12 protein-coding genes are annotated in these 17,984 nt (G+C 46.2%); 3 read left to right on the forward strand and 9 right to left on the reverse strand.

Going from position 1 to position 17,984, the window contains the following annotated elements; all coding sequences use genetic code 11:
• Positions 1–14 precede the first annotated feature (14 nt).
• From KTR07_RS01575 to KTR07_RS01610, 8 genes are all read right to left on the reverse strand, one after another.
• Complete coding sequence (locus tag KTR07_RS01575) at positions 15–677, reverse strand: response regulator transcription factor (RefSeq protein ID WP_008760474.1); 663 nt, start codon at positions 675–677, stop codon at positions 15–17.
• Between the two features lie 85 nt (positions 678–762).
• Positions 763–1,353 (reverse strand): DUF4251 domain-containing protein, encoded by a 591-nt coding sequence (locus tag KTR07_RS01580; RefSeq protein WP_008766721.1) that lies wholly within the window; start codon positions 1,351–1,353, stop codon positions 763–765.
• Positions 1,354–1,420: 67 nt separating this feature from the next.
• Positions 1,421–2,848 carry a Na+/H+ antiporter NhaC family protein gene (locus tag KTR07_RS01585; RefSeq protein WP_117981221.1) on the reverse strand — a complete coding sequence of 476 codons (1,428 nt, stop codon included), beginning with the start codon at positions 2,846–2,848 and terminating at the stop codon, positions 1,421–1,423.
• 94 nt (positions 2,849–2,942) lie between these two features.
• The gene (locus KTR07_RS01590) at positions 2,943–3,815 is read right to left on the reverse strand and encodes a VIT1/CCC1 transporter family protein (RefSeq protein WP_008760477.1); all 873 of its coding nucleotides are present in this window, start codon (positions 3,813–3,815) and stop codon (positions 2,943–2,945) included.
• Between the two features lie 121 nt (positions 3,816–3,936).
• A complete protein-coding gene (locus tag KTR07_RS01595) occupies positions 3,937–4,371 on the reverse strand; it encodes a hypothetical protein (protein WP_008760478.1) in 435 nt (144 codons plus the stop codon).
• Positions 4,372–4,418: 47 nt separating this feature from the next.
• Positions 4,419–5,594: an MFS transporter gene (locus KTR07_RS01600; RefSeq protein ID WP_008766719.1), complete on the reverse strand. Its 1,176-nt coding sequence runs from the start codon at positions 5,592–5,594 to the stop codon at positions 4,419–4,421.
• 19 nt (positions 5,595–5,613) lie between these two features.
• On the reverse strand, positions 5,614–7,932 hold the full coding sequence (gene pbpC / locus KTR07_RS01605) for a penicillin-binding protein 1C (RefSeq protein ID WP_055228979.1): 2,319 nt from the start codon (positions 7,930–7,932) through the stop codon (positions 5,614–5,616).
• 45 nt (positions 7,933–7,977) lie between these two features.
• Positions 7,978–13,626, reverse strand: a complete 5,649-nt coding sequence (locus KTR07_RS01610; RefSeq protein WP_055228978.1) for an alpha-2-macroglobulin — start codon at positions 13,624–13,626, stop codon at positions 7,978–7,980.
• 96 nt (positions 13,627–13,722) lie between these two features.
• Here KTR07_RS01610 and KTR07_RS01615 point away from each other — a divergent pair, with 96 nt between their 5' ends.
• The 3 genes from KTR07_RS01615 (at position 13,723) to KTR07_RS01625 (ending at position 16,800) form a co-directional block, all read left to right on the forward strand.
• Positions 13,723–14,124 carry an FKBP-type peptidyl-prolyl cis-trans isomerase gene (locus KTR07_RS01615; protein WP_008766716.1) on the forward strand — a complete coding sequence of 134 codons (402 nt, stop codon included), beginning with the start codon at positions 13,723–13,725 and terminating at the stop codon, positions 14,122–14,124.
• A gap of 15 nt (positions 14,125–14,139) precedes the next feature.
• The gene (locus KTR07_RS01620) at positions 14,140–14,697 is read left to right on the forward strand and encodes a TlpA disulfide reductase family protein (RefSeq protein WP_048698511.1); all 558 of its coding nucleotides are present in this window, start codon (positions 14,140–14,142) and stop codon (positions 14,695–14,697) included.
• 1,185 nt (positions 14,698–15,882) lie between these two features.
• A complete protein-coding gene (locus KTR07_RS01625; RefSeq protein ID WP_117979893.1) occupies positions 15,883–16,800 on the forward strand; it encodes a HEPN domain-containing protein in 918 nt (305 codons plus the stop codon).
• Positions 16,801–16,854: 54 nt separating this feature from the next.
• Here KTR07_RS01625 and KTR07_RS01630 read toward each other — a convergent pair whose 3' ends face one another.
• The gene (locus tag KTR07_RS01630) at positions 16,855–17,910 is read right to left on the reverse strand and encodes an endonuclease/exonuclease/phosphatase family protein (protein ID WP_016267987.1); all 1,056 of its coding nucleotides are present in this window, start codon (positions 17,908–17,910) and stop codon (positions 16,855–16,857) included.
• Positions 17,911–17,984: the final 74 nt, after the last annotated feature.

Here is a 17,984-nt window from a genome sequence, read left to right on the forward strand (position 1 = left end):
AACTGAACCGGCTGTCAAATATAGTATTCCGCTAAATCCACAATCCCTGCACGCATCGCGTACTTGGTAGCTTCGTGCACATTGTTGACTCCCAGCTTCCGGAAGATATTCTTTCGGTGGCTGTTGATTGTATGAAAGCTGAGGTTCTTTTCTGCCGCTATTTCTTTTGTCGTCTTCCCCAGTGCAATTTCTTTGAGGATATTCTTTTCTGTCTGCGTCAGCAGATGATCATCCACCGTTGCAGGGGATGCGGCGGAAGAAGCCGTTCCCGAAAGCAGCAGATTGCTGACATGATTGCAGATATATCGTTGTTTGCGTGAAGCGCATTGCAGGGCGGACATGATTTCCTCTTTTGAGTTATCTTTCATCACTACTCCGAAAGCCATACTGCTGAATAATACCTGCCGGAGAAAATTGATACTTAACTCATCGGAGAACAGAATCCAGTCGGCCTCTTTAAACCGCTCCTGCAGGACGATCAGTTCGTCCGCTCCGGCAAAATCGAATAAGGTATAATCCAGAATAACCACCGCTTGCGGATACAGGCGCAGCTGCTGAATCAGTTCGGCCTTGTTGTCAGCTTCTAAAAGAACGGATACATCCTTTTGCCGGCTTAGCAGAAACATCATTCCTGCCTTGCTGATATCCTGATTATCTGCGATGATATATTCCCTCATAATGATCAATTAAAAAAACTCCGCTACAAATGTACGCATTTTGCGCGATTTGTAGCGGAGTTATTCTTATATTCTTCTGTTCGGATTACCAGGCACGTCCTTTGAAGATGTTTGACTGATCCAGTGGGACGATGTTACCGTTCAACGTCAGGTTGTTGTTATTGAAGTTCGGGCTGATAGATACCGAAGCATTGTTGTTACCGCTGCTCATATTAATAAATACCTGAGCTGAGATACCGATGCCCTGTACACTGAATGAACAGTTTACATTTCCTTTCTTATCGATATTCATCTTCATGTCCGAAGAGTTACCGTCTACAGTCACACCACCGATACCGTTAGGGCCGGGATAAGGAGTGTTGAAAGCTGTCTGTACAGTGGCTCTGTTTCCGTTCATCAGGACGAAGTTAGTGTTGGAAGTCACGAAGGAACTCATACCGTTACGGAAGATCACCTGATTGGCTTCCAGAACAAACTGTTTGTTCTTCAAAGCCTGTACAGCCTGCTGGTAGGCTGCCATGTCCTGTACCTGTTCTTCTGCGCGAAGTTTTGCTCTTTCTGCGTCTCTTTCTGCTTTTCTGTCTGCGCGGCGGATGGCTGCGTTACTTTCCTGTGCATACATCATTGTGCTCGCACTTACTAAAACTAATGCTAATAATGCAATAAACTTTTTCATAACTTTTTTTTGTTTAGGTTTAATACGTTGTTCGTTTATTGCAAAAACAAAGTGTATGCCAGATTGTTCACGGGCGTTTTACAATTTTATATCCGATAGCTGCGACAGCGATACTCATTAAAGGACTGATAATGTTGAAAAAGCAATAGGGGAGATACACCAGCGTAGGCACACTCAGAATGGTAGCCTGCGTCATTCCGCAGGTATTCCATGGGATCAGTACGGATGTAACGGTTACTGAATCCTCGGTGGTCCGGCTGAGCAGGCAGCTTTCGTAACCTTTTTTAGCATAAATGTCGCGAAACATATTACCGGTCAGGATGATGCTGATGTACTGGTCGGCAGTTGCCAGATTGAGGAAAAGCCCCGAACAGACGGTAGCCGATACGACGCTGACCGTTTTCTTCATGAAACGTACGAAGAGCGATGTGATGCTTCCCAGCATACCGCTGGCTGTCATTGCCCCGCCGAAACACATGGCACATAATATCAGCCAGATGGTATTCATCATTCCCGACATACCACGGGTGGCAATTAAATCTGTCAAAACAGCATTGTCGGTCTGCAGGCTTGTCTTGCCGTAGATGGTCATCATCAGTCCTTTAAACAGGGAGTCGAAGTTGGAAACAGCAGCCCCCGAAATTTCCCGCAACAAATCCGGTTGGAAGATCAGAGCGAAAATGCCTGCCAATAGAGTGGACAGAAACAGGGTAATGATGGAAGGCACTTTCCGTGCAATCAATATGCCTGTTGCTATCGGTATAATCAGTAGCCACGGGGTGATATGGAACTTTTCGTTCAGGGCAGCTGCTACTTCTGCGATGTGCTGGGTATTGCTGGCGTCATGAGACAGTCCTGCTACCGTAAATATAATCAGTGTAATGATCAGTGAGGGCACCGTAGTAATCATCATGTAGCGGATATGACGGAAGAGGGGCGTGTCCGTGACGGATGCCGCCAATATGGTCGTCTCGGACAAAGGAGAAACCTTATCGCCGAAATAGGCACCGGAGATGATAGCTCCCGCAATCCAGCCTTCTTCAAATCCCTGTGCCTTTCCGATGCCCATGAGAGCAATACCGATGGTGGCGATCGTTGTCCACGAACTTCCGGTCATAACGGAGATCAATACGCAAATAATACAGGTGGATGTCAGGAAGAAACTGGGATGGATAATCTGCATCCCGTAATAAATCAAAGTGGGCACTACTCCGCTAATCATCCAGATACCGCTTAATGCGCCGATAATCAGTAAGATGATGATGGCTGTTGTCACTCCTGCCACGTTGTTCGTGATTGCCAGTTCGTAGTCTTTCCAAGGGATTTTGTAGAAAGCCATGCCGATAAGGATACAAATGGCGGTGGTAGTAAGCAGCGATATCTGACTTCCGCCATTGAGGGCATCACTGCCAAATACACGAATGGTGGCGAATAGTAATATCACTAATACGACAATGGGCAATAGTGATATGAGGGGAGATGGAGCTTTCTTCATTCTAAATATAACGCTTTATTATTTAATCTGGTGGTTTAGGTTTCTTTATTATGTAACTACCGGACCTTCAATGATGTCGGATGCTTTATTGATTTCAGGCATCGATTCCGGTAAATGTCTTTAGAGCGTATCCTATCAGGAAACTGATACCTGCCACACTGAAACTGAGTACAGCCATTTCCGTAAACCGCTTTCGGAAGCTTTCTCCACGGGCTACGGAATAATAGTAGTTGAAAAGGGCAATGATGATAAGTGCCATGGTCAGCATCACTCCCAAAGCTACGATTACATTGCTGATCAGTATAAACGGAGTAACCAGTGACACTACCGTGATCAGATAGGCGATTCCTGTATATACAGCTGCTTTTACCGGATGTTTCTTATCATCCCCTTCCGATTTGGTAGAAAGATATTCGGAAGATGCCATTGACAGTGCAGCGGCTATCCCTGTGATACTGCCGGTCAGTGCTATCAGTTTACTGTCACTCAAGGCAAGTGTGAAACCTGCCAGTGCACCTGTAAACTCAACCAGCGCATCATTAAGTCCCAGTACGACCGATCCCATATATTCCAGCCGTTCTTCATTGATAAGTGAAATCAACTTTTGCTCGTGCACTTCTTCTTCATGTGCCAGCCGTTGTAGGTCCGGTATATGGGCATATTTATCATAATTATTATGGGCATTTTCCTCACTGGACTCCATTAATTTGATGGCGAATGTGATACCTAGTATGCGTGCCAGAAAGTAGAAACGGGCGATACGCTTATAGTCCGGACCGATTTCTTTTCCTGTATATTTCTTGAGGATAGCGTAATGCGACTTTTCTTCTGCTGCTATCAGTCGGAGCGTTTTGCGGTTATTCTCGTCTTTTTCGATAGATGCGAGCCGTTCATATAAGATGCTTTCTGTTATCTCGTTTCGTTGAAAGCGGGTGAATTCGGCAATATCCTGTTGGGTTGGAATCATTTCTTTATTTTTTTGGTCGCGCAAAGATACAATAAAAAGACAGAATTCTTTTTGCCTTGCCGGACAGCACAATAAAATTTATTATAAGTTTATATTTTATTGGAATATAGATGCTTTCCTGTTACACCGGATTCGTCTTGCGCCTCAGCCACCAGTAACGGATGAAGAGTACGCCGGTCAGGATCAGTGCGATGGACAGTCCTGTGTAGAAGACAGATATAAAACTTTCGGGCAACAGGTGGAAGCTGCGGATGGTGATGCCCATACAGATCATAAAGATCATGACGATCCAGCTTTTGACATCGAAGAAGGAGAAAGGGCAGTTCTTCTGTTCCTTTTTCCGTTCGATCCTTTGAGTATGCTTGTAATAGAGTCTTTTGAAGATTAATACGAAGAACAGCAGAAAGACGATGGTTGCTTCTCCTATCTTGAACATCCAGCCTTCGGAGTTATTAAGCCATGTAACGATGCCTATTCGCAAGATATTGGCACCGGCGATAATCCAGACGGTGCCTGCTGTGATAAGTAAGATTTCTTTGTTAACTCCGTATTTCATGTTTCCCTTTTTTTGTATTAAACGGTTTACTGCTCCGTTTTGTTGACTCACTTCTTCGACAAAGTTGTAATTAGTAAAGAAATGCAGGTCAGTGTAGCTCCAATTCCAATAACACCATGCCATCCGTACAATTGCCAGAATGTACCTGCAAGGAAGGTTCCCAGGGAACCGCCGACGAAGTAGGTCGTCATGAAAATTGTATTGATGCGGTTGGAGGCTCGGGGTGACAGTTCGAAGATACTGGTCTGATTACTGAGCTGGATGCACTGCATACCTATGTCGATGATGATAATTCCCAGAATGATACCAAGGTAGGTGTTTTCTCCGACGAAGAAGAGTAGCCATGAAAAGAGGATCAGTCCGCAACCGATGAAGTTGAAGCGGCGGACACCCACTCTCTTTACGTATTTCCCCACAAAGGAGGCGGTTAATGCTCCCGCCACACCGCATAATCCCAGCAAACCGATGATGTCGCTGTTGGCATGAAAGGGGGCTTGCCCCATCTTGAAGGCAAGGCAGGACCACATGGCAAGAAGGGAACCGAAGTTTAACGCCGCACGAATGGAATAAATGCGTAGCTGCGGAAACTCTTTCACCAAAGCCAGGAGGGATTTCATCAGGTCGCCGTACTTTCCCCGGAAGTTGGTCTGAATATCGGGAAGGACTTTGAGCACGACAATCGCGCAGACGAACATCATGGCTGCGGCGATGTAATACATTTCGCGCCATCCGAACAGTTCGCCGACGAATCCGCTGACCACCCGTGAAGCAAGGATTCCGGTCAGCAAGCCCGATAGGACGATCCCGACATTCCTGCCTTTGTTTTCCGGACGGGAGAACTGGGCGGCTATGGGAATGAATATCTGCGGAATCATGGAGCAGGCTCCGGTGAAGAACGAAGCAAGGAGTATCAGATGGATATTATCTGCCAAAGCAATCGTCAGCAGGGAGAATATCAGGACAAAGAAATTGACAAGGATAATCTTTTTCCGCTGATACAAATCACCTAAGGGAGTGATAAACAAGAGTCCCGCTGCATAGCCTATCTGTGTGACCATGGCAATCAGGTTGGTACGGAATTCTGATATGCCAAGTTCATGGCGTATCATATTTAGCAGCGGTTGGATATAATAGATGTTGGCTACCGAGACTCCTGCCACAATGGCGAGCGTCCACAGGATGGATGCCGGCAGACCTCCGTTTTCTTTTAATGACTGTTTCATGCCGCAAAGATAATGAATATCACTCAACAAAGAAAGTGGTGGAGATGGTATTTCCTTCACCGTCTACTGCCGTCAGCGAATGTTTGCCGGCGGCGGGTTGCAGGGAGATTTTGTGAAAGTCCTGTGTCTGTGCTTGGTAGGTCTCGTCAAGATGCCAGAAAACGGTAGCGTTAGGATTGTTGTGCGCCAGTTCTACAGTCAGGAAACCTTTGCTGCCATCCAGTTGCTTGGGCAGTTTGATGCGTGCGTTCATCGGAGGATATATAAATTGCATCGGCTGGAAAGTATCTTCTCCGCATCCGGCTTTAAAAGGAGGCAGCGGTTTATACTCCGGATGATGTTGCTTGTAATACCATTCCCATACGGGTGGCAGTGTGAACCAGCTTTTTCGAAGCGTAGGCTCCGTGTTGGCGCAATTTTCATAAATACGCTGGCTTTCATTGGCTGATAAAGTGACGAGATGGTGATAGGGGCATGCCTCTGTCCGCAGTCCTGCCGGTAAAACAAGAAGTGTGTCCGTTTCATCACAGAACCGTCCTTTCAGATGTCCCGATTTCCGGCAGACCTCTGCTTCGACAAAGATGCCCGCAGGACGTGTAAACCACGAAGAGGAGGGGAGCAGATTAAAAATATCGAATAGTACGGGGCCGGCTGTCTGTGCACCTACCAGCCCGGGTTTTCCTTCTCCGGTGGCATTTCCTACCCATACGCCGACTGCATAGCGGGGCGTAACACCCACCGCCCAAGCATCCCGGAATCCGTAGCTTGTTCCGGTTTTCCATGCAATGGTCTGCATGGAAGGAATGGATTTCCAGTCGATCTCTTCGGGACGGTTGACTTCTTTCAAGGCATCGAATGTCTGCCATACGGCGCCGGGCTGAAAAGGATCGGTTGATTCTGTGATTCGGCTTGTCGGGAGCAACAGGCTGCAAGACCTTTGCGGCAGTTGCAACAAACTGCGTCCCATCATTGCGTATGCGTTTGTTACATCCCATAAAGTGGCTTCCGCTCCTCCCAGAATAAGTGATAAACCATAGTGGGAAGAAGAACGGTTAATCGTCTTTAGTCCGATCTGTTGCAGGAAACTATGAAACTTCGGGACTCCGTATCTTTGCAGCATCGTGACCGCGGGAATATTTAATGAACGCGCGAGAGCTTCCGAAGCGGGAACAGCCCCTTCGAACTGCATACTGAAATTCTGTGGCGTAAATCCGTTGATATTGACAGGTACGTCCGGCAGCAACATATCCGGCAGTAAACTTCCTTCCTGTAACATCGCGTAATATAAGAAAGGTTTGAGAATACTGCCCGTACTTCTCGGAGCCTGAATGACGTCCACTTGATTTCCTCCCTGCTTTTGGTCGAAATGGACGTTGCCGCAGTATGCCACCACTTGATTGCTCGGAATGTCAATCACCAGAATGGCCAGATTACGAATATCACTTCGCCTGAATTCGTTGCTCCATCGTTCCGCCAGGTCTTCTATCTGAGTCTGAATGCCCTTGTTGATGGTCGAACGGGAGTATTCGCCGTTTCGTTCCTGATAGAACCGGCTGACCAGATACGGTGCGATCTGTGGGAGCGGATGAGGCTCATCGGGAAGTGGCTCGCTGATAGCCAGTTCGTAGGTAGACGAATCGATGGTTTTCTTTTCGAGAAGCTGTTTCAGCAGGCGGTTTCGCTTGTCAAGCAGCGTTTTTCGTCCTTTGGACAGATGAATCATGGCGGGCGCGTTGGGAAGAACGGCAAGCATGGCAGACTCCGCCCACGATAGGTCATCGGCAGAATGTCCGAAGTAGCGCCATGCGGCGGCATCCAGTCCCACTACATTTCCTCCGAAAGGGGCATGGGAGATATACATGGAAAGAATTTCTTCTTTGGAAGCGCGAAATTCCAGGCGGGTGGCCCAGATCATTTCAATCAGTTTCTCACGGAAGGTGCGCGATTCGTTCCGTGCCAGGCGGATGGTCTGCATGGTCAGCGTACTGCCTCCGCTTACGATGCGTTTATTCTTCACATTCTGATAGAAAGCTCTTCCGATAGCGAACGGATTGACTCCCCAATGGTGATAGAAATGTTTGTCTTCGAAAGTAATGAGGCATTCCTTGATCTTTTCCGGAGTCGTGTTTCGGGGAGGAAATCTCCATTGGCCGTCGGAGGCGATGCGTGCACCCAGCAGTTCCTCGTTCCGGTCCGTCACTACTGTGGAGTAGGGGACATGAAAAAGGTGGCGGGGAAGACAAAAGATATATCCTGTCACCAAAAAAGCAAGAATACAAAGTATTACTTTTTTGGTGACGGACAATCGTTTGAAGAAATTCAAGATTTTGCTTCCCATGCACTTATGCTATCTGTCAATGCTGTCTTATTGTTCAGAGTCTTGTCAGCGGCTGACAGTCGTTCTTCCCGCTTTGGTGCGTGCCTGTACCGCTGCGTCGTACATAGCTTCGCACTGAATGGCCGGAAGAATAAAGTTACCTGCATAAGTTGCCTGCAACCTTACGGTAAATGTTTTCGATTCACCCCGTCGCAGGTCGAAATAAGTCAATACCCGGTCATCACGAATATCTTTATAGGTATACTTACCGGCTGAACTTTCCGGAACATTCGCCTCATTGGTACTGGAAGAGGACACTTCCGGAACAATCATCCGTTCATTATATATTTCCCATCCGGACGGTATGATATGCGTCAGTGCCAGATTGCTGTAATCGGAAGTACCGCTGATATTGGATAGGGTGACCGCAGACATAAAGTCCGTTCCCTGTCTGATGTCTTCCACGGAAATCGGTGAACCTGCCATATCTGTGTATTTCACATCCAGCCGGATATTATCGGCAATGGCTGGCAGCGTATCATTCAGCAATTGGGTACGTGTAATCAGGTCTACACTCAATGCTCCTTTGCCCTTGTTCTTCACAGAGACTGTTCCCGATTTCGGAGAAGTAGCTATCTCCTTTTCAAATACGGCTTTAGCAGATTTCACGGCGGGCTGTTGCTTGCCGTTCCAGTTCCATGTGAAATCCAGTGTACCGGATAATTGCTCCGCAAGGCGTCCCATTGCCATCAGGGCAAAGGCGGTAGACTGCGTGCTGAACCAGTTTTCCTGTGCCAGATTCTGTGATACCTTCTTAGCCTGTTGCAACGCATCCCGATCCCGCTTCATCAGAATGAGCGTTTCCAGAATCATTGCTTCATCCCGGTCGGACGAACCGTAAATCAGGTTCATGGAAGAATAAGGAATGACGGTCGTTTCTGCGTTGTATACTAATTCTCCGGCAGGTTTCATCTTACCGGTCAGCGCATAGGCGGCTGCCAGTCTCCATTTGGCTTGGATGGAGAGTCCCGGCTGTTCCTTCATGCGGTTCATGGCTCCGTATTCCGGTGCACCGGCCAGTGCAAGGGTATAGAGGCGGAAGGCCTGCTGCAATTCCGATTGCCATATCTGCCAGTTACTTGCTTCCTGCGGCATACGCCAGTTTTGGGCGGCGGCACGCTGGAAGCGTTTCCATTTGTTCAGTACGTTCGGATGAACGGCATACCCTTTTTCTTGTGCCAGTGTCAGGAACATACCCGTGTAAGAAGTGATCCATTCATCGGCGACGGCGTTGCCCGGCCAGTATACAAATCCGCCGTTGGGAAGCTGGCGGGCATATATCTGCCGGATAGCTTCCTGTACATTCGCCTTTATTTTCTCGGCTTCCTGTTCGTCCACCGCCTTGAACTGAGAGACGAATAAGAGAGGTAATGCTTTGGAAGTCAGTTGCTCTGTGCAATGATGCTGATAGTTGTATAAGAAGTCGAATCTACGGCTGATGTCTACCGACGGAATGCGGGAGACTTCCAGTTGCACCTGATTGTTAGCCGAAGAAGAACCTGCCAGTGTGTATGACAGTTCGGCCTCCTGACCGGCTTCTATCCATTGGCTGTTGCGTAAGGTAACCACCGGATTCGGATTCCGGACTTCTATTTCGATCGTTTCTTTGGTCTGCTGTCCGTTGCCGCTTGCCGTCAGGTGGATGGTTGCCTTTCCGGTTTTGCTGCCTGTTTTCAGAGTGAAGTATGCCAGTTGGTCACCCGGCTGGTCAAAAGTGAGTGACTGCTGGCGATTGCCCGTGATCTGTACGCCTGCGCCGGATGCTTCCAGCGATACGGTCACGTTCTTCACTTGGTTCTCCATAGCGAATACATTTACCGGAACGGTAATTTCTTCCTGCGTACTCAATACACGGGGCAGAGTAGACAACAGCATGAGCGGTGTCCGCACAAATGCAGTCTTTTCCGCATTTCCGTAAGCGCCGTCCTGTCCGGCAACTACCATCGCACGTACAGAACCCACATACATCGGAAGCTTCAACGTATGTGTCTGTTGCTTGCCTTTCGCAAGATAGAAAGGACCGATAAATTTGACCACCGGTTTGAAACGGTTGGCTTTGGCATCTGCCGGTTTCAGCGAGGCATCTCCACCTGTGCTGAACAATGAACTGTAACGTCCGCCGGAAGCACCTAGCACATCGTCGTACATATCCCATGTACGGATGCCGAGAGCCTCGCGTGCATAAAACTCGTTCCACGGGTCGGGCGTCTTGAAGTTAGTCAGATCGAGCAGACCGTCATCCACAATCGCCAGTGTATAAGTCATCGGTTTTCCGCTTTTCTCGCTGACAGTCACGTTAAAGTCAGTTTCCGGACGCAGCACTTCCGGCATCTTGATCTGCGGTTGCAGAATCGTCTGACGGTTGGTCACAAATACCGGAGCAATGCCGTACATACGGATCGGCAGATCATTGACTGTCTGCGCATGAGGCTGCAACAGGCTGATATGCAGATAAACATTCGGAGCCATTTCCGGTGTAATCTTGAAGGTGAGTTTCGTATCTCCCTGATCGGACACTTCGAGCCATTGCTGCTGCAAGACGGTCGAACCGTTTTCGAGGGATACCAGCGCACGTCCTCCGGCGGCTGCGGGAATGATTGCCGTGGCTGTTTCTCCTATCTCATAAGAATCTTTGTCCAGTGAGAAAGCGAGCATCTTGATGCCGCTCGGGTCTGTCTTGTTCGAACGTCCGCGCCAGTCGGGCCAGTCGATGTAGACGGTTCCTCCGGTGGCGTGTCCGCTTTCACGGTCTTTCACGTACACCAGATAGCGTCCCCAATCCGGATAATTGATGCGGAACTTGAAGGAGGTTTTTCCTCCTGTGGTCTGCAGGTTACCACTGGCAACGGGAGTGATGGAACTGTTGTTGATGTAAGTTCCGAAAGACTCTTCACCGTTTTCCCACCACCAGCTCCAGCTGATCCGGTAGATTTTATATTCCAGATTGGAACGGTTCACCGGCTGTCCCTGATCGTTGACCGTCACGATGTCAAACACATGATCTTTGTCTGTTTCGATATACTTTCCTTTCGGCTGGTTCAGATTGATGCCCACATACGATGTGAACGGAGAGAAGGGAACAGTCTGCGAGTAAATGCTTGCATCTCCTCCCGGTTCGAAGACACGGGTGGTGAGCGTTGCATTCAGCATACCCGGAGCACCCGTTGCTACCGGAAGCTGTATGTTGACGCCTGCTCTTCCTTCCCCATCCAGTACCCCGTTGAACACATCCGCCCGGACGGTCGTAAAGTCCGTTGCCGGATTGTTGAACAGGTATTGTCCGTAGTTCTTGAACTGCGTATTGACTTTCGATAAGGACATTTCGACCTTTGCTTTCAGTCGCGATGCGGTGGCTCCCGTCAGCCATGAAGAAGTAAGCGGGGCATATACGTCTTTGCTCGAAGCCTGAAGGATGGTTGGCAAAGCCAGCGTAATCTTCAGACGGTTCGGCTTGATGGTTTCGATGCGCAGCCCCTTGTGGAAGGCAGTTCCTCCTACTTTCACGTAGGCATTCCATAATCCGGTGGGATCGTCGGCTTGTGTGGGCACGGCAAATGTATAAAATCCGTTTGTACCCTGCGTAGAGATCATTTTGGTATAGAACTGTCCTCTTGGATTGTAAATCTCCAATGCTACCGGATGTTTGTCCGGAATGCGTTTCTCCCGGTCTTCCAGCATGAAGGAAATATGCAGTGTATCTCCCGGACGCCATACGCCTCTCTCGCCATAGACAAATCCTTTCAGACCTTTCTGAATGTCTTTTCCTTCCACATCGAACCGGCTGACCGACTGCTCTTCGCCATCGACCACGCGTACATATGCCTTTTGCTTGTCCGCTTCGGCTACCGCTATGAAAGGAACTCCCTTCGGAGTGATTTCTACCAGCCCTTCACCGTTCGTCTCTCCCTTTCCAATCGGCTGGAGCTGGAAGTTGTAAATCGTTACCTGTGCTTTCGCTACCGGCTTTGTATCCAGAATGTTATTTACCGCAATCCACAACTTATTCAGTGAATTACGTTTCACAATCATTCCCAGATTGGAGGCAAAGATATTGCAGGCAGCTATCCGGTCGGAATTCATATAGTAGGACGGATGGCAGGGATTATCCCGTTCTGTCCATCGGTACTGGCTCCAGTCCATCGGCACGCTGCCGTTATAATAATAGTATGTTTCCGGAGTGTCCCATACCGCTTCATCGTCTTCCGACAATGTCTCTCCGCTGACTTTGGTCAGGTTGTCGGAAGACTTGTTGTCGGCAAACTGCATTTCCTTGTTTTCACTTCCCCCGCAAGGATAAGCGGAGTATTCTTGGCGGAACGAGAGGATGACACGGTAAATGGCTCCCGGCTCCTGATGAATCAATCCGGCAAGGTCTATCGAATAGTCTTCCCAACGGTGCACATCTTTGGAAGAATCTTTCGCCAGCCACAATGTCTTTTTATAAACCAGTCGTCCCGAACGGCGCAATTCATTAGCTGAGGAGAGCGAATTGTTCTGCATGAACATCAATACGTTGTTTTCGAAAATACGGATCACGCTCAAATCCACCGCATATAGATTGACGGCACGGAAGGGGATGATCAGACTTTTCGAATCGGGCAGGATAGCAGCGGAAGTAGCCATTTCTACCTGCGGTTTCAGGTTCAGTTCGCTGAATGAGATGGAATGGGAAGTGCCCAGCGGTTTGTCCTGGCTGTTTCTTATTCCTTCATGGATATTCAGTGTCAGTTTATTCTGTTTGCCGGCTTCGAAGTAAACGAATACTTTATTCTCTTTGATCTGGAAAATAGAGGAAGAAACTTCCGGCACGTCGATGAGTCCTTTCAAGTCCTGTGTGTTGGATACAGGGTCGGAGAATATGATTTCAATTCCGTTTTCCGGTTGGTCGATGCGTACGGCGGACAGGAAGCGGAAACTGTTCTTTGCCGGGATCAGAATACTTTCGTTTTGGGTACGGTCGATGCCTGCCGGATTGCCTTTGGCGGTAATTTCCAGTTGGTAATCTTCCGCCTCCCTTGTTATCTGACTGATGCTGAATGCGTATCGGGTCGGGTGATCTGTCTGGGTGATTTCAATCGGATAGCTTTTGTTCTTTTCGCTTCCGGCTGTGAGCATTTTCTCTACTTCCTCTTTTTTCACTACATCGCTGAAACGTATTTCACCCGTTACGGTCACTTGGTCGGGCTGGGTGGCTGTGACGGTTATCGGATCGGTATGAATACTAAAGTTTCGTTCCTGCACGCGGAAGGAGAAGTTGAATTCTTCCAGCTTTTTGTCTACATCGACGAAATCTCCCAGGTGGAAGGTTCCTTCGTAAAAGGCACCTGGTTTCAGTGCCCCTTCTTCGGGGACAAATTCAATGGTATTGTTGCTGACCCAATACGTTTTTCCTTTCAATGAAGGAGAGAAACTGAACGGATTGTCTTTCAGCTCCTGATTCAGGTCTACCATCGGCTGGTCCTGTGTCAGTTCTATGCGTATCGTTGAGTTTTGCGAAATCACTCCTCCCGTATAAGCATTGACGTATGGAGCGTATTCGGCAGAAGGAATAATGTCTTTCTGATTACTTTTACAGGACGAAAATCCCGCAATTACTGTCAAAAGAATCAAGAATAGTCCGGCAGCAGTGCTGCATCTGGTTTTAATTTGTCCCATAGCGATGAGGTTTTATGATTCAACAAACAAATATACAGTTTTTATGGAAGAATTCTCTTAAATCTGCTTACTTTTGTACATTCAAATCATGTATTTATGGGAAGAAAGCAAGAATATAAAGAGACGAATTTGGAGTTCTTAAAAGAATTGTCATCGCAGGAAGGTGTTTATGCCTTGCCTTGCGGCATCTATTATAAGGTTTTGGAGACCGGTACGGGGACTGTTTTTCCTAATGTGCGGAGTATTGTTACCGTTCATTATAAGGGGAGTCTGATTAACGGTCGGGTGTTCGATAATTCTTATGAACGTAATTGTCCGGAAGCTTTCCGCCTCTGCGATGTAATAGATGGTTGGCAACTGGCGCTCCAACGGATGCGTGCGGGAGATAAATGGATCATCTATATACCTTACACGATGGGATATGGAACCCGTGCATCCGGTCCGATTCCGGCTTTTTCGACATTGGTATTTGAGGTAGAGCTTTTGGGAGTTGCATAACTAACGAAGAAAGATATGAAAGTGGAAATAAGAAGCAAAGTGGTGATATTGCTATGTATCGTTCTGGCAGTTTTTTCTTCCTGTATCACGGACGATGATGATGATAGGGGAGACTTTGCTCTTGTTGCCGGTGACGCCCTTCCTCAGTTTTCGGTAGAGATGAGTGATGGGGGAATGTTGAATACGCAGTCATTTAGCGGGAAGGTTGGAGTGATTGTCTTTTTTCATACGGATTGTCCGGATTGTCAGAAAGAACTTCCGGTTATTCAGAAAGTTTATGATACATATAAAGAGAATCCGGATGTATTATTGTCTTGTATCAGCCGTTCGGAATCGGGCTCTGAAGTACAAGTCTATTGGGAAAAACATTCGTTTACCTTGCCTTTTTCCGCTCAGAATGATGATGCTGTCTTTTCGCTTTTTGCTTCCCATACCATTCCCCGTATATTGATAACAGACAAGGAGGGGATTATTCGTGCTGTATATACAGATGATCCTTTGGCGACCTATCAAGAATTGGCAAAAGATATCGATGCTGTCCTAATCGATAAGTTGTCCGGGAATGAACGATAGCTCATTTGTTGCAAATCAACAGGTGGTTTAATCTGGCTTTTTCTATTATTTGTTTTCATTCTTATAGACTGGTGAAAAACTTGTTTGTATCATATATTTACGATATTCCCCGGGAGATTAACAATTTTTATGTCAGTAAATGCAGGGTGGAACGGCAGAAGACTGAAAAAATAAAAAAGATGATCTCTTGATTGATTATCAGGATTTTAATTGTTGTGCTATCCCTACAGAAAAGTAAATCTACTGACACTACTGACAACTGACACCTTAAGGCCTCTTTACAGAGAATACATCCAAGAGGAATGGATGAGTATGTAAATTAAAATGCCTTTAAATAACTCTTAATCACTGAAGTTCCGCAAATTCTTTATATTATTGACAAACAGTAGTATCTCAATTGGGAGTGACTAAAAAGTCGGTAGTATCTTAAGTCTCCTCCCAGGAGGGAGGGGAATTAAGATAGTTTGGATAACGCAAAAGTAACTTGCGAAACTTGAATTAATCATAGTTTACTAATAACTTTGTCATCACTGGAAGAAAGAAGCCTATTCAACGCTGTTGAAATTGTATTCCTACCTTCGTCCGGTTATTCATATTTGTTGTAGTGTATATATTTACAAATGAATGAATGGAAAAGTACTGCCACTAAATGCTCCATACTGACAGAGTGTGCATGGAATTAATATTTTATATGTTTATAATGTGTTGATAATTAGTAATGTATGCAAACGGAAAAAGAAATGTTATTATTAAAGAAACGCTAAAGTGGCAGTTGTCAGTGTCAGTAGGGAATAAAGGACTTTTTAATGGTGCAAATAGTATACATATGTGAGTGCGAAAGAACAGAAATACAAAGAGAAAAGAACGAAAAGTGAAAGGAAATGAGGCAGAGGAGTGTAACGATTGAAGTACTTGAAGAGGGAAAATGATGTACAAGAATGTAAGAAGTAAAGTACTGGAGTTGAGAGTTTGAAGTACTTGAGTTGGAAGTATGAAGTACGAGAAACTGCAAGATGAAGTACAAGAGTTGATGGGAGTAAGTACTAGAATCAATGGAATGAAAAATAGCAGACATGCCATTTCTTAGTATAACACACTATCAAAGTCTTGAAAAAAGCGTTTCAATACAATCATTAATACACTGATTTAAGTTATCTTTGCGGTTAAGAATAGATGATTGTCATTATGAAAAGATCAATAAAGCGTTTGCCCAAACGCACACAGGAAGAGTTGGCAGTGCTGCAAGAACTGATATTGCAGTACCTTGTGAATGTACGTATGATTATCCTCTATGGGAGTTATGCACGTGGAGAATATGTCATTTGGGATGAAACATACGACGAACGAGGTGGACTTACTTACTACCAAAGCGACCTTGATATTCTGGTGATATGTGATACGGGCGATGCTATTAAAGCGGAGAATCATGCGAACGCCTTTGTTGTTCCTAAGTATGATAAACGAATGGAAGGAAGGAGACATCCTGCACCACCTCAGATCATTGTTGAAAGCACGACGACCGTTAATCGGGCTATAAGAAGAAAACATTATTTTTTTTATGAGGCCTTAAGAGATGGCATTCTATTATATGACGACGGCACGTTTCAGATTGGCAAACCTGAGAAGTTGCCGTATCGGGAAATTAAGCAATATGCGGAGGAAGAATATGCAGGATGTTTCGACATGGCAGAGGGATTATTAAGACATGGAAAATTGGCTCAAGTGGAAAAAGAATATAAATTAGGTTCATTCTTTTTACATCAAGCTTGCGAACGTTACTACAAGACGTATATGCTTGTCCATAGTGGCACTCGCCCTAAATCCCATAAATTGGAAGTGTTGGGCCCGATGGCTAAAAGCCGTTCACGAGGTTTTGCTAATGTATTTCCAGTTAATACTCCCGAAGATAGAGAAGCGTTTGATAAATTATGTCGGGCGTATATCGAAGCTCGGTACAACCGACTATTCACTGTCAGTGAAGAACAATACGAATACATGCTGGCACGAACGGAAGCATTGCGCGAGGTGACTATTCGGGAGTGTGCCGCACGCATTGCGTATTATGATAAGATGATAGAGAAGGAAGAGAATTCTCTGATTTGAAGCTTTGGAATTTTAGGGTGACGCACGATGAAAGTCACCCTACTCAATATACTATTACCGTTTCTTCCGAATCTTAAATGTAGCAAGATTACCTTTATGGTCGCTGGGCCAAATACAAGAAGGCGTCAGAATCTTATCTTTAGAATCGTTTTCTGTTATTTTTCCCCGGACAACTGTTTCGGAGGGACCTACCAACTTGCTATTCTTCATGGAAAGCATCGACTCCAATGGATAATAATAAATGAAATCAATCCGGTCACGTTCGTCTGCTTCAGGCGCCCAAGCCAACTTTTCCAGTTTTGCCTCTTCTGCGAGTTTGTTTCCGGCAGGGAATGTAAAACCGGGATATCGAACTGTATTGGGGTATTTTTCACGATAAGCATCTTTGAATCCTGCTTTGCTCAACATCATTGAGCAGTCCCAATGAATGACAGCCCCATTATGATCCCACAAATCCTTTGTATCTGCCTGCCAGTCTAAATGAGAGGGCTCATTAAAATCTCCTCCCATGATTATCGGGCGGCCTTGTTGAATGTCAGATTGTACTTCCTGAATAAAAGCACGGATGGTTTCATCCCGGAAAGACTGTCTGTTTGCTTTCAAGACTTCTTCTTCATCCGTTATCGGCTTATCCATTTTCTTCCAGGTAGTACCATTATATCCACGTGGCATATAGCATTGATAATGCCGGTAGTCCAAATGACAAGAATAGAAAGATACGGGTTGGCCTTCGATTGTTGCAACCATTTTCACCATAGCACGACCTTCGTCACCAGGTACGATGCAGCATTTGGTCCAACTGTCCGGCTTGAATTTACTCAAAACACCGATTGCAAGATCAAACGTTTCACCATAGTAATGTTTTCCTCTCTTCTCCAGCTCTTCGATCACATGAGGGATAAACTGTTTTCCGTCTCTGATTTCGCACAGAAAAACGACATCCGCATCCATCTGATCCAGTACATCAATAATGCCTTGATCTCCGTTGGGTACTTTAGTACATCCATGCCACAGGTTTAATTGGAAAACGGTAAAAGTGTCTTTCGCTTTTGCATGGCAAACATTGACCAGACAAAACAAGCAAAGTAATAATAGTAAGTTCTTTTTCATATCGTGTCCTTTATATTCTTTGGAATTTCAGTCATTGTGAAATTCATTGATATATTCCATACCATAGGTCATTA

The organism is Bacteroides sp. MSK.20.82, from assembly GCF_019052485.1.
Lineage (GTDB): Bacteria > Bacteroidota > Bacteroidia > Bacteroidales > Bacteroidaceae > Bacteroides > Bacteroides thetaiotaomicron.